At 65.3% G+C, this 13,946-nt stretch carries 9 protein-coding genes; 8 read left to right on the top strand and 1 reads right to left on the bottom strand.

Annotated features, from left to right (window positions below; translation table 11 throughout):
* The first annotated feature begins 68 nt into the window (after nucleotides 1-68).
* From rpoC to FYJ91_RS14795, 8 genes are all read left to right on the top strand, one after another.
* Nucleotides 69-4,355, top strand: coding sequence for a DNA-directed RNA polymerase subunit beta' (rpoC, locus tag FYJ91_RS14830; RefSeq protein WP_149523030.1), 4,287 nt, complete (start codon nucleotides 69-71; stop codon nucleotides 4,353-4,355).
* A 200-nt stretch (nucleotides 4,356-4,555) separates the two neighbouring features.
* A complete protein-coding gene (locus FYJ91_RS14825; RefSeq protein WP_149523029.1) occupies nucleotides 4,556-6,835 on the top strand; it encodes a glycosyltransferase family 4 protein in 2,280 nt (759 codons plus the stop codon).
* Nucleotides 6,836-6,862: 27 nt separating this feature from the next.
* Nucleotides 6,863-8,128: a glycoside hydrolase family 130 protein gene (locus tag FYJ91_RS14820; protein ID WP_149523028.1), complete on the top strand. Its 1,266-nt coding sequence runs from the start codon at nucleotides 6,863-6,865 to the stop codon at nucleotides 8,126-8,128.
* Nucleotides 8,129-8,161: 33 nt separating this feature from the next.
* Nucleotides 8,162-8,872, top strand: a complete 711-nt coding sequence (locus tag FYJ91_RS14815) for a glutathione binding-like protein (protein WP_149523027.1) — start codon at nucleotides 8,162-8,164, stop codon at nucleotides 8,870-8,872.
* A 203-nt stretch (nucleotides 8,873-9,075) separates the two neighbouring features.
* The gene (locus FYJ91_RS14810) at nucleotides 9,076-10,236 is read left to right on the top strand and encodes a DUF459 domain-containing protein (RefSeq protein WP_149523026.1); all 1,161 of its coding nucleotides are present in this window, start codon (nucleotides 9,076-9,078) and stop codon (nucleotides 10,234-10,236) included.
* Nucleotides 10,233-11,669 carry an SGNH/GDSL hydrolase family protein gene (locus FYJ91_RS14805; RefSeq protein WP_149523025.1) on the top strand — a complete coding sequence of 479 codons (1,437 nt, stop codon included), beginning with the start codon at nucleotides 10,233-10,235 and terminating at the stop codon, nucleotides 11,667-11,669. Before FYJ91_RS14810 ends, FYJ91_RS14805 begins: the two co-directional genes overlap by 4 nt.
* Nucleotides 11,670-13,067 carry an MBOAT family O-acyltransferase gene (locus FYJ91_RS14800; RefSeq protein WP_149523024.1) on the top strand — a complete coding sequence of 466 codons (1,398 nt, stop codon included), beginning with the start codon at nucleotides 11,670-11,672 and terminating at the stop codon, nucleotides 13,065-13,067.
* A 14-nt stretch (nucleotides 13,068-13,081) separates the two neighbouring features.
* On the top strand, nucleotides 13,082-13,411 hold the full coding sequence (locus FYJ91_RS14795; RefSeq protein ID WP_149523023.1) for a hypothetical protein: 330 nt from the start codon (nucleotides 13,082-13,084) through the stop codon (nucleotides 13,409-13,411).
* Between the two features lie 47 nt (nucleotides 13,412-13,458).
* Here the strand turns inward: FYJ91_RS14795 and ybaK are convergent, their stop codons facing one another.
* Nucleotides 13,459-13,932 (bottom strand): Cys-tRNA(Pro) deacylase, encoded by a 474-nt coding sequence (ybaK, locus tag FYJ91_RS14790; protein ID WP_149523022.1) that lies wholly within the window; start codon nucleotides 13,930-13,932, stop codon nucleotides 13,459-13,461.
* Nucleotides 13,933-13,946 lie beyond the last annotated feature (14 nt).

The raw sequence follows: 13,946 nt of genomic DNA, 5'->3' as shown, positions 1-13,946 counted from the left end.
GGCCGCCGCCTTCGGGCGGCGGCCAACCGGCCGCCCAACGAATTTGACCCTCCAGAGGGACGAAAGACATGAACGAACTGACCAATTTCGCGAACCCGGTCGCCAAGGCCGAGACGTTCGACCAGATCCAGATCGGGATCGCCAGCCCGGAGCGTATCCGCAGCTGGTCCTTCGGCGAGATCAAGAAGCCGGAAACCATCAACTATCGCACGTTCAAGCCCGAGCGTGACGGCCTGTTCTGCGCGCGCATCTTCGGTCCGATCAAGGATTACGAGTGCCTGTGCGGCAAGTACAAGCGCATGAAGTACAAGGGCATCGTCTGCGAAAAGTGCGGCGTCGAGGTTACCGTCTCGAAGGTCCGTCGTGAGCGCATGGGCCATATCGAGCTCGCTGCCCCGGTCGCGCACATCTGGTTCCTGAAGTCGCTGCCGTCGCGCATCGGCCTGCTGCTCGACATGCAGCTCAAGCAGCTCGAGCGCGTGCTGTATTTCGAGAGCTACATCGTGATCGAGCCGGGCCTGACCCCGCTTGAAAAGTATCAGCTGCTCACCGAAGACGAACTGCTCACCGCGCAGGACGAATATGGTGAGGACGCCTTCTCGGCCGGCATCGGCGCCGAAGCCGTGCGTCGCATGCTCGAGGATCTCGATCTCGAGGGCGAGCGCAAGGAGCTGCTCGAAGAGCTCGCGGTCACCAAGTCCGAGCTCAAGCCCAAGAAGATCATCAAGCGCCTGAAGGTCGTCGAGAGCTTCATCGATTCGGGCAACCGCCCGGAATGGATGATCCTCGAAGTCGTGCCGGTCATCCCGCCCGAACTGCGTCCGCTGGTGCCGCTCGACGGCGGCCGCTTCGCGACGTCGGATCTCAACGATCTGTATCGCCGCGTGATCAACCGCAACAACCGCCTCAAGCGCCTGATGGAGCTGCGCGCGCCGGACATCATCGTGCGCAACGAAAAGCGCATGCTGCAGGAGTCGGTCGACGCGCTGTTCGATAATGGCCGCCGCGGTCGCACGATCACGGGTGCCAACAAGCGTCCGCTCAAGTCGCTGTCCGACATGCTCAAGGGCAAGCAGGGCCGCTTCCGCCAGAACCTTCTCGGCAAGCGCGTCGACTATTCGGGTCGTTCGGTCATCGTGACGGGTCCGGAGCTCAAGCTCCACCAGTGCGGCCTGCCGAAGAAGATGGCGCTCGAGCTGTTCAAGCCGTTCATCTACGCGCGTCTCGATGCCAAGGGTCTGTCGATGACCCTGAAGCAGGCGAAGAAGTGGGTCGAGAAGGAGCGCAAGGAAGTCTGGGACATCCTCGACGAAGTCATTCGCGAGCATCCCGTCCTGCTGAACCGCGCGCCGACGCTTCACCGTCTGGGCATCCAGGCGTTCGAGCCGGTGCTGATCGAAGGCAAGGCGATCCAGCTTCACCCGCTGGTCTGCTCGGCATTCAATGCCGACTTCGATGGCGATCAGATGGCCGTTCACGTCCCGCTGTCGCTTGAAGCGCAGCTGGAAGCGCGCGTGCTGATGATGTCGACCAACAACATCCTGTCGCCCGCGAACGGCAAGCCGATCATCGTGCCGTCGCAGGACATGGTGCTCGGTCTCTATTATCTGTCGATGCTGAAGGAAAACGAGCCCGGCGAGGGCACGTTGATGTCGAGCATGCAGGAGGTGCATCAGGCGCTCGCGGCCAAGGCCGTGACGCTCCACACCAAGATCATCACCCGCGTCCCGCAGACGGACGAGGACGGCAAGCAGTACATGAAGCGCGTGGAGACCACCCCGGGCCGCATGCTGCTGGGCGAAACCCTGCCGAAGTCGCACAAGGTGCCCTTCGAGACGGTCAACCGCCTGCTGACCAAGCGTGAGATCGGCGACGTCATCGACATCGTCTATCGCCACACCGGCCAGAAGGAGACCGTGCTGTTCGCCGACGCGATCATGGCGCTCGGCTTCCGCCACGCTTTCCAGGCCGGCATCTCGTTCGGCAAGGACGACATGATCATCCCCGACGCGAAGGTGCCGCTGGTCGAAGAGACCAAGGCGCTCGTGAAGGACTTCGAGCAGCAGTATCAGGACGGCCTGATCACGCAGCAGGAGAAGTATAACAAGGTGATCGACGCCTGGTCGCGTTGCGGCGACCGCGTGGCGGCCGAGATGATGAAGGAAATCTCGGCGGTCCAGAAGTACACCGATGGCCCGAACGAAGGCCGCGAGAAGCCGATCAACGCGATCTACATGATGGCGCACTCCGGTGCCCGTGGTAGCGCCGCGCAGATCAAGCAGCTGGCCGGTATGCGCGGCCTGATGGCCAAGCCGTCGGGCGAGATCATCGAAACGCCGATCATCTCGAACTTCAAGGAAGGTCTGACCGTCCTTGAGTACTTCAACTCGACCCACGGCGCTCGTAAGGGCCTCGCGGACACCGCGCTGAAGACCGCCAACTCGGGTTACCTGACCCGCCGTCTGGTCGACGTGTCGCAGGATTGCGTCGTCGTCGAGAACGACTGCGGTACCGAGCGCGCGCTCGACATGAAGGCGATCGTCCAGGGTGGCGCGACTATCGCGTCGCTGGGCGAGCGTATCCTGGGCCGCACCACGGCCGAGGACGTGATCGACGTCAAGTCGGGCGAGATCGTCGTCGCGGAGGGCACCCTGCTCGACGAGCCGATGGTCGCGGAGATCGAGGCCGCCGGCGTGATCGGCGTCAAGATCCGCAGCCCGCTGGTCTGCGAATCGAAGGGCGGCGTCTGCGGCGCCTGCTATGGTCGTGACCTTGCCCGCGGTACCCCGGTGAACATCGGCGAAGCGGTCGGCGTCATCGCGGCGCAGTCGATCGGTGAACCGGGCACCCAGCTGACGATGCGGACCTTCCACATCGGCGGCGCGGCGCAGCTCAACGAGCAGTCGAACCTCGAAGCGGTGTCGGACGGCAAGATCGAATATCGCGAGCTGCGCACGATCACCGATCCGCGCGGTCGTCGCGTGTCGCTCAGCCGTAACGGCGAGTTCGCGATCCTCGACATGGAGGGCCGCGAGCGTGCGGTCCACCGCCTGCCTTACGGCGCACATCTGCTCGTCGATGACGGTGCGGTCGTGTCGAAGGGCGATCGGGTCGCGGAATGGGATCCCTTCACCATGCCGGTCATCACCGAGACGGGCGGCGTCGTGAAGTATCAGGACCTGATCGACAACCAGACGCTCACCGAGCAGACCGACGAAGCGACCGGCATCAGCCAGAAGGTCGTGATCGAGTATCGTGCCACCAGCCGGAAGGAAGATCTCCGTCCGCGCCTGACGCTGCTCGACGACTCGTCGGGCGAAACGGCGCGCTACATGCTGGCGCCGGGCGCGATGCTCTCGGTCGAGGACGGTCAGACGGTGCAGGCGGGTGAGGTTCTTGCCCGTGTGAGCCGCGAGTCCGCCAAGACCCGCGACATCACCGGCGGTCTGCCGCGCGTCGCCGAGCTGTTCGAAGCGCGCAAGCCCAAGGAAAACGCGATCATCGCGAAGGTCTCGGGCCGCGTCGAGTTTGGTAAGGATTACAAGGCCAAGCGCAAGATCATCATCCGTCCGGATGATGGCGCGGATCCGGTCGAGTATCTGGTGCCGAAGTCGAAGGTGATCGACGTTCAGGAAGGCGACTACGTCAAGCGTGGCGACAACCTGATCGGCGGTTCGCCCGATCCGCATGACATTCTCGAGGTGCTCGGCATCGAGCCGCTCGCGGAATATCTCGTGTCGGAAATCCAGGAAGTCTATCGACTCCAGGGCGTGAAGATCAACGACAAGCACATCGAGACGATCGTTCGTCAGATGCTGCAGAAGGTCGAGATCACCGCGGCCGGCGACACGACCCTGCTCCCCGGCGAGCAGGTCGATCGCGAGGAGATGGACGAGGTCAACGCCAAGGTCGTCGCCACCGGCGGCGCTCCGGCGGAGGGCAAGCCCATCCTGCTCGGCATCACCAAGGCGTCGCTCCAGACCCGGTCTTTCATCTCGGCCGCGTCGTTCCAGGAAACGACCCGCGTGCTCACCGAAGCGTCGGTTCAGGGCAAGATCGATACGCTGAACGGTCTCAAGGAGAACGTCATCGTCGGTCGCCTGATCCCGGCGGGTACGGGTGCCGGTATGTCGCGCCTGCGCGTCACCGCTTCCAGCCGCGACGCCGCGCTTCGTGCGCAGCAGCGCAACTGGCAGGCTTCGCTCATCGCGCCGCAGTCCGCGGCCGAGGAGCATGCCGCGGAGCTGGCGCGCCCGGCGCGTGATGCGGCGGGCACTGGCGACGATGCGCTCGGCGAAGTGGTTCCTTCGGGCCATGGCACCGATGCCGATGCGGGCGATTATCTGAACGATTGATCGCCGGCTCAGCCGACAGAATTGGCCCCGCCGGAGCGATCCGGCGGGGCTTTTTCGTGCGCCGTTCCAACCGCGCCTAAACCCATATTAGCTTTTCGATCCGATTTCGAAAGAATCGCCGCGAAGCCTTTGCTGCACTGCAACTTTCTGCACATCCCGGCGTTTATCCGGGGTTCAGAAAATATAGCGGCGAGGCAGATATGGCGGATGGTGCCGGGGCGACCCAACTCAATCGGATCGCACTCATCGGTAACTTCCCCCCGCGTATCTGCGGCCTCGCCACCTTCACGCGCGACGTCCAAGAGGCATTGATCTCGACGATCGACGGTTTGACGGTCGATGCCTATGCTATGACCGATCCGGGCCAGTCATACGACTATCCGTCCGCGGTGTGCTTCGACGTCCGTCAGGACGAGTTGGCGGATTATGTGGAAGCGGCGCGACGCATCAACGCGAGCGGCGCGGATGCGGTCCTCGTCCAGCATGAATATGGGATCTTCGGTGGCCCGGCGGGCGCGAACCTGCTGCGCCTGCTCGATCGGGTCGAGGCACCGGTGGTGGTGACGCTCCATACCGTCCTGGAGCATCCCAATCCTGATCAGCGCAGCGTGCTGGAAGCGCTGGCACGGCGCGCGTCGAAGCTGATTGTAATGGCCGCCAAGGGGCGCGAGTTGCTGCTGAAGGTTCACGCGATCGACGACGATCGCGTCGTCGAGGTGCCGCACGGCGTGCCGGACCGCCCGCTTGCCGATCCAGCCGAATTCAAGCCGCGCTTCGGCCTCGAAGGGCGCACGGTTCTGTTGACTATGGGGCTGCTGTCGCCCGGCAAGGGGATCGAGAATATGATCCGCGCGCTGCCGTCGCTGGTCGAGACCCATCCGGACCTCACCTATCTCGTGCTTGGCGCGACCCATCCGCACCTGATCGCGCATGAGGGCGAAGCTTATCGCGACAGCCTGAAGGCGCTGGGCCAGGAACTGGGCGTCGCCGACCACCTGATGTTCCGCAACCAGTTCGTCGAACAGGAGGAACTGCTCGACTATATCCAGGCTGCCGACATCTATGTGACGCCTTATCTCAACGAGGCGCAGATCACCTCGGGGACGCTCTCCTACGCGGTCGCGCTGGGCAAGCCGGTCGTCTCCACGCCCTATTGGCATGCGACCGAACTGCTGGCCGATGGCGTCGGTGCGCTGGTTCCGTTCGGCGACAGCGAAGCGCTCGCCCAAGAGATTGCGGCGATGCTCGACGATTCCGAGCGGCTCAACGCGATCCGCCAGCGCGCGTGGGAGATTGGCCGCACGATGCTGTGGCCGCGCCTTGCCGAAAGTTATGCTGCGATCTGCCGGGAAGCGATCGGCAGAGCGCCCGTGCGTTTCCCGCTGGCCACCCGGCCGGTTCGCGCGATCGATGTCTCGGCCAGGGCGAATCTCGGCGGCGTCGAGCGGATGACCGACGGCACCGGCATGCTGCAGCATTCGATCTTCTCGGTGCCCGATCGCAACCACGGCTATTGTGTCGACGACAATTGCCGCGCGCTGATGCTGATGCACCGGGTCGAAGGCGACCCCGTCCCGCGCGCCGACGAGCTTGCGGAGGTCTATGCCAGCTTCGTCCAACATGCCTGGAACGGGCAGGAGGGGCGCTTCCGCAACTTCATGGGCTTCGATCGCGGTTGGCTGGAAAGCGTCGGATCGGAGGACAGTTTCGGTCGGTCGATCTGGTCGCTCGGCGTCACTGCGGCCGAAGCGCGATCGAGTGAGCTTCGCCGCTGGGCGCTCCACCTGTTCGATCAGGTCGCGCCGCATGCCCGTGCGCTGACGTCCCCGCGCACGATGGCTTTCGCGATCCTCGCCGCCGACGCGATGCTCGACGCATATCCCGGCCACATGCAGGCGCGCGGGCTGATCGCGGCGTTCACGCCTAAACTCGCGGCGTTGGTCGAAAGCGCGAGCCGCCCAGGGTGGACCTGGTTCGAGCCGGTGCTCGGCTACGACAATGCCCGTTTGCCCGAAGCGCTGATCCGCGGCGGTCGGCGTTTGGGCGATGCGGCGATGGTGGCCAAGGGCCTGGCGACGCTGCGCTGGATCGACGACGTCCAGACCAACGCGCAGGGCCAGTTCCGCGCTGTGGGCACCGACAGTTTCGGCCGATCCTATGTCCCGCCGGAGCCTTTCGATCAGCAGCCGCTCGAAGCGTGGGCCGCGATCGATGCGGTTTTGTATGCCCACACGATCGACGGCGATCCGCGCTGGATCGCGGCAGCGGAGCGCGCATTCGCCTGGTATCTGGGCGACAATGATTGCGGCCTGCCGATCGCGTTGCCCGACAGCGGTGGCTGTTATGATGGGCTGATGCGCGACCGGGTTAACCTCAATCAGGGAGCCGAATCGGTTCTCGCCTTCCAATTCGCGGCTTGCGCGATGGGCCGGCTCGCGCGCAAAGAGACGAATGATGGCAGGGAGAGCCTGGCATCCTGATCGCTAAAACAGCAGGGTGAGTCCTCCTTGTTCGACATCATCCACTGTCCATTGCGTCTCAAGGCTGACCCGACCCGCGTCGTTGTCCGCCCATTCCACATCGCCTTCACGCCGGAGGGCGGTCGTGTGCGCCGTATCGCGGACTACGTCCTTGGCCTCGACGAAAAGGCAGCGGGCGAGGAACTCGAACTGGTCCTGCGCGATTTCGATCTGCGCCATTGGCAGACACGCAACGTATTCAACGCACGTTATGCCCAGATCGAAGCGGGGCTGGGGCTCGATGGCGCCAGCCTGCCGGAGACGAAGAAGCAGTTGATCGGCGCGTTCTTCTGCCACGAATATAGCTATGCTGCCGCTGCTTTGATGAACCCCAGCATCGTGCCGCACCCCGACCAGACGGGCATGAGCCACGGCGCGGTCCGCATCATCATGTCGTTGCGCGCGGTGGGCGAGGGCCACATTAGTTCGGTCGCCTTCCGCGAGGGCATTCTGGGTCCGGGCCCCGTGTTCGAACTGATGTCCGAACCGCCCTTCGCGACCGCGGCCGACAGCGCGATCGAGCTCGATCAGGGCGCGATCGAAATCCACCGTCATCGTGACAGCTCGCTGTCGGGCACGGTGCTGTTCCCGATGACCGAGGCGCAGCGCAACGGCCTTGAGGATCTTCGCCTCGTCCAGTTCGACCATGAAGACGGATCGAAGGAATGGTTGGGCACCTACACCGCCTATAACGGCACGCAGATCCAGTCGGAGCTACTGCGCACGTCGAACTTCCGCACCTTCACGCTGGCGCCGATGACTGGGCCCGCCGCGCGCAACAAGGGCATGGCCTTGTTCCCGCGCAAGGTCGGCGGGAAATATATGATGATCGGGCGGCAGGATGGTGAGAACGTCTTCCTGATCTCATCCGACCGGATCGACGATTGGGGCGAGGGCCAGTTGCTGCTCACCCCAAAATATGCCTGGGAGCAGGTGCAGATCGGCAATTGCGGTTCGCCGATCGAGATCGATGAGGGCTGGATCCTGCTGACCCACGGCGTCGGCGCGATGCGCAAATATTCGATCGGGGCGGTGCTGCTCGACAAGGATGATCCGTCGAAGGTGCTGGGGCGCACCGAAGTTCCGCTGCTCTCCGCCGCGCATGAGGATCGCGAGGGCTATGTGCCCAACGTGGTCTATACCTGCGGCGCGATGCTCCATGGCGACCATCTGTTCATTCCCTATGGCGTGGCCGACAGCTCGGTCGCTTTTGGCTTCGTCGCGCTCGACGAATTGCTGGCGGGCATGAAATAGCGCAATCTCCCCCGCATAAATAAGGGGGGATGCATGATAGACCTGTACTATTGGGGCACGCCCAACGGGCACAAGGTAACGCTGTTCCTGGAGGAAGCGGGCCCCGAATATCGCGTGAAGCCGGTGAACATCGGCAAGGGCGAGCAGTTCGCGCCGGGCTTCCTGAAGATTGCACCGAACAACCGTATTCCGGCGATTGTCGACAGCGCCCCGGCGGGGGGCGGTGCGCCGATCTCGATCTTCGAATCGGGCGCGATCCTGCTCTACCTTGCCGAAAAGACGGGGCGTTTCCTGCCGACTGGCGCACGCGCCCGGGTCGATGTGATGCAATGGCTGTTCTGGCAGGTGGGCGGGCTGGGGCCGATGGCCGGGCAGAACCACCATTTCAATGGTTATTCGCCCGAAGACATTCCCTATGCGCGGCAACGTTATGTCCGCGAAACCGCGCGTCTCTACGGCGTGCTCGACCGGCGGCTGACCGACCACAGCTTCGTCGGTGGCGAAGATTATTCGATCGCGGACATGGCGATCTATCCTTGGATCGTTCCCTATGAGCGCCAGAAGCAGGACCTCGACGATTTCCCGCATGTGAAGCGCTGGTTCGACGAGATCGCCGCGCGACCGGCCACTGCGCGGGCCTATGCCGTCGCCGACAGCCTCAAGAACCTGCCCCCGCCTGATCCGGTCGAGTTCGCGCGCATCCTGTTCGGGATCGAGCCGCCGAAGGTCGTGAAGAAGGTCTAGCCCCTCTTAACCCTCCCCTTGGCGGGGAGGGTTATGGTTTTGCGGCGGGAACGACTCGTCTCGCCGCACCCACGCCGCGACCCGCTCGACAGGGCGCGGGGGCGTGCGATAGGGACTTGAGCGACGACGTCCCGCCCGAGCCTGTTCAGCGCCCGTTTCGGTTCGTTCTTGAAAGATGATGCGGACGGTTCGCGAAGGGCACGATGAGGGCGGCGTTTTTTCTGTTCGATCGCACGGCGGTCCTGTTCCTCGGTGTCGCGGCAGGTGCGGCGATGGGCTATGCCTTCGGCGTCCACAACGCGACAGAGCCGGTCGCGCCGCCGATTGAGGTCGGCGCGTCGGACGTGGCGGCACCTTTGGGCACGGACACCCATCCGGCCGATGCGCCCCCTGCGCAGCCGGGTGACGCCCCGAAGCCCGCGCCCGGCGCGCTGCCCGAACAGCCGACCGTCGCGGAAAGCCGCCCGATCCAGCCCGGCATCGTCAACGCGATCGCGGCGGGCCGGCCGGTGCGCGTCGGCGTGTTTGGCGACAGCTTCGGCGACGGCATCTGGTCCGCGCTCTACAATCAACTCAGCCGGAAACAGGGCTATCAGGTCGTCAAGTTCAGCCAGCAGGCGACCGGCTTCACCCGCTACAAGACGCTGAACCTGGAGGAGCATGATCGCGCCCGCCTGGCGCCCGCGCCGGTCGATATCGCGGTGATCAGCTTCGGCGCGAACGACATGATGGGTGTCGCGGCGAACGGCCATGTCTATGCCCTGCTCAGCCCCAATTGGAAGGCGGAGATCGCGCGGCGCGTGACGCGCTATGTCGCGATGCTGCGCGGACAGGGGGCGATCGTCTATTGGGTCGGCCTGCCCAAGATGCGCGAGGCGGCTTATGATGCCGACGTCGCCCGCATGAACGCCTTCTACCGCGACCTGATGGGCCAGCTCGGCGTCGCTTATGTCGAGACCGCGCCCTACAGCGTCGATACCGACGGGCGTTATGCCGCCTACCTGCCGGGTGCCGATGGTCGCCAGGTGCTGATGCGCGCCAATGACGGCATCCATATGTCGATGAACGGCTATGTCCGCATCACGCGGGGATTGGCCGGGCGCATCCGGACCTATGTCGATCGTGCGCGGGGCGAGGCCGGTGGAGATGCCGCGCCGCCGCCGCCCGTGGTCGCGCCGCCACCGCCTCCGCCGGCAATCGTCCGGGTCAGGCCGCCGAAGCTCGAGGATCCGTTGGCGCCTGCGCCGGTGACGAACCCATCGCCGCCTGCGCCCGAACATCGCGCGCCCCCGGCCAAGGGTGCGCCAGTCGATCTGTTGCCGCCCGACCTGCGCGGAGAGGAAGAGGGCAATCGCAGCGAATGATGTCGCTGCTCGCCCTTGCTGCGGCCGCCGCCGCCACGCCCGTCGTCACCGCCGACTGCGCAGGCGGGCTGTGCGGCTATCCTGTGCTCAAACCCTATTTCGAAAAGCTGACGGCGGCGCGCGGGCGATCGGGCAAGCCGGTCCACATCCTGCAGATCGGCGACAGCCACACGGCGGGCGACGCGATCACCGGCGCATGGCGCGACATGCTGCAGGCGCGCTACGGCAGCGGTGGGCGTGGGATGATGCCGCCGGGCAAGCCCTTCAACGGCTATAATCCGCGCGGCGTGAGCGTGGACATGTCGGATGGCTGGTCGATCGCATCGATCTTCGGGCCGGGGTCGCAGACGCCGCATCCGCCGGTCGGCCTTGCGGGCTTCAACCTGACGTCCACCCGCGACGGCGCGCGCATATCGATGGTCGCAGGTGCCAACGAGCAGTTCGATCGCTTCGTCGTCTGCGCGATGGCGCAGCCGGGGGCGGGGACGCTGGCGATCAGCATCGGGGGAAAGACCGAACGGATCGCGCTCGACGCCTTCCTGTCGCGCCCCGAATGCAAGGAGCTGACGTTCGACGCGCCCCAGGTCGCAGTGTCGGTGGTGGCGGAGGGGCGGCCGGTCACGATCACCAGCTGGGCCAGCTTCCGCGATACCGGCGGCGTGGCCCTGTCCAATGCCGGCGTGGTCGGATCGCAGCTCGTCCATTTCTCGCGCAACGACGACGCTGTCGTGGCGGAGGAACTGCGCGCTTATGATCCCGACCTGATCGTCGTCGCCTTCGGCACCAACGAGGGTTTCTCGCCGCGCATCGCGCCGCAGGAATATGAGATCACGTTGCGCACCCAGATCAGCCGCATCCGCCGCCTGGCCGGGCGCGTGCCGATCCTGCTGCTCGGCGCGCCCGATGCGCTGACCCGGCGCAGCGAGCTGCTGTCCAACGCGCCGACCGCGACGCCCGCGCCCTGCCTCGAACCCGCACCGCTGCCCCCGGTCGCGCCGGTGGCTCCGCCCCCCTCGCAGATCGCGCCCGACAGCATCGACGACATATTGGGCGAACTCGATGCCCAGGCGACCCAGACGGTCGACGGTCGCCGCATGATCACCACCCCGCCGCCCGCGACCGCCCCCCTTCTCGCACCGCCGCCTGTGAGGCAGCCGACGCAGATCGGCTGGTCGATCACCGCGCGGCCATTGTTCCCACCCGCGGGCCTCAAGATGGTCCGCGACGTCCAGCGCCGCGTCGCGCAGCAGTTGCGGCTGGGCTTCTGGGATTGGGAGGCGCGGATGGGCGGGCGCTGCACCGCGGTCAGCTGGGTCAAGCTGCAGCCGACCCGGATGCGCGGCGACTATGTCCATTTCAACAGCGCGGGCGGGCAGGAGATCGCGACGCGACTCCAGACCGATCTCGATGCCGCAGCCAACGCGGTCCGCTAGATGCTCTTCCCCACGCTCGACTTCGGGCTGTTCTTCCTCGTCGCCTTCGCGGTCATCTGGGCCGCCAGCGGGTCGAACGAATGGCGCAAGATCCTGCTGCTGCTGGGCAGCTGGGTGTTCTACGGCGCGTGGGACTGGCGCTTCGTTGCGCTCCTGATCACGTCGGCCTTCCTCAATTGGGGGGCGGCGCGGCTGATCTATGCGGCGGATACGCGGGGTACGCAGAAGGCGGTGGTGACGATCGGCATCATCGCCAATCTCGGCATCCTCGGCTTCTTCAAATATTACGACTTCTTTCTGGAGCAGCTCGGCGCGTTGCTCAGTAGCTGGGGCATGGCGCGCGATCTGCCGCTGATGCAGATCGTGCTGCCGGTCGGCGTGTCCTTCTTCACCTTCCAGGGCATGTCCTACCTGATCGACGTCTATCGCGGGCGGGTGCGTGCCGCGGGGCTGCTCGACATCACGTTGCTGATGTCCTTTTTCCCGCACCTCGTTGCCGGGCCAATCGTGCGCGCATCCGATCTGTTGCCGCAGTTCGAAAAGACGCCTCGGCTCAACCGCGACATGATCGCGATGGCTCTGCTGCTGATCGTGTGGGGGCTGTTCAAGAAAGCGGTGGTTGCGTCCGAACTGTCGGTGAACCTGGTCGATCCGGTCTTCTTCGATCCGGCGGCGCATAGCAGCCTCGATCTGCTGCTCGCGGCCTATGGCTATGCGGTGCAGATCTACTGCGATTTCTCGGCTTATTCGGACATGGCCATCGGGATCGCGGCGCTGTTCGGCTATCGCTTTCCGCGCAATTTCAACCAGCCCTATCGCGCGCAGTCGCTGCAGGATTTCTGGCGGCGCTGGCACATCAGCCTGTCGAGCTGGCTGCGCGACTATCTCTATATCGGCCTCGGCGGCAATCGCGGCGGATTGTCCGGGCAATGCCGCAACATCCTGATCACGATGCTGCTCGGCGGCTTCTGGCATGGCGCCAAGTGGACCTTCCTCATCTGGGGTGGCCTGCATGGCGGCGTGCAGGTGATCGAGACCGTGTGGCGCAAGGCCGGTTTGCCAGGCCTGCCCAAGCTGCTCGCCATCCTCGTCACCTTCCACATCGTGACGTTGGGCTGGATCTTCTTCCGCGCCGACACCTTCGACGGGGCGATCAGCTTCATCAGCGGAATGGCGGGCGGCGACTGGCGCAACACGATGACGACGCCGCTGCTCGCGGGGCTGATGGTGCTGGGCATGGCGTTCCACTTCACGCCGCCGCTGCTGGCGCAGGGTATGGCGTTGCGGCTGCGGTTGATGCCCGCGTGGGCCTTGGGCCTGCTCACCGCGGTCGCGATCATCGTGATCGACGCGATGCGCTACGAAGGGGTCGCGCCCTTCATCTATTACCAGTTCTGAGCGGAGACGATCGGATGGCGCGCGAGATGAAGGAGCATGAACTGGCCTCGCCGGTCGATCTGCCGGCCGAGCCGATCGAGGACGGGCATCCGCTCAGCTTTGCGAGCGTCGCGATCATCGTCGCGACGTTGGTGCTGCTCTTCGCCAATGCCGGCACGCTTTCCGCCTGGGTCGACGAAAAGCCGCCGAGCGAGGTGCAACTGCGCGCGTCCGAGGCAGCGAGCGGCTGGGCGGCGATGATGGATGCTGTCGGCATCGGCAAACCGCGCACCGCGCTCCACGATGGATGGAAGAAGCTGCAGGCCGCGCGCTTCGGTGACGAGGCGGCGGGCGGGACGCAGTAGCTGCCTCGCTTCGTCATCCCAGCTTTCGCTGGGATGACGGGCGGTGGTTAGGCGACGAGCCCCGCGACGACCGCCTCCAGCACCTGCGCCGCATCGCCGGGCGCAAGCCTGACCTGAAGCCCGCGCTGGCCTCCATTGATGAAGACGAGCGGCAGCGCCATCGCTTCCGCCTCGATCGCGGTGGGCACGCGCTTCTTCTGGCCGAAGGGGCTGATCCCGCCCACGACGAAGCCGGTCGCGCGCTCGGCATCGGCAGGTTTCATCATCTGGGCGGATTTGCCCCCGAAGGCAGCGGCGGTCTTCTTCATCGAAAGCTCGCGGTCCGACGGGATCACGGCGCAGGCGGGCTTGCCGTCGACAAGGATCATCAGCGTCTTGAGCACCTCGCCCGGCTCGGCCCCCAGCGCCTCGGCAGCCTGCAATCCGACGCGTTCGGCATCGGGATCATAGGCATAGAGGTGGACGGTGAAGGCGGTGTCGGATTGGGTGAGCGCCTGCGTGGCGCGCGTGGTGCGGGACATGGCACCCACCTAAC

This window comes from Sphingomonas montanisoli (assembly GCF_008274695.1).
GTDB classification, from domain to species: Bacteria; Pseudomonadota; Alphaproteobacteria; order Sphingomonadales; family Sphingomonadaceae; genus Rhizorhabdus; species Rhizorhabdus montanisoli.
This window is presented reverse-complemented; position numbering and strand designations above follow the sequence as displayed.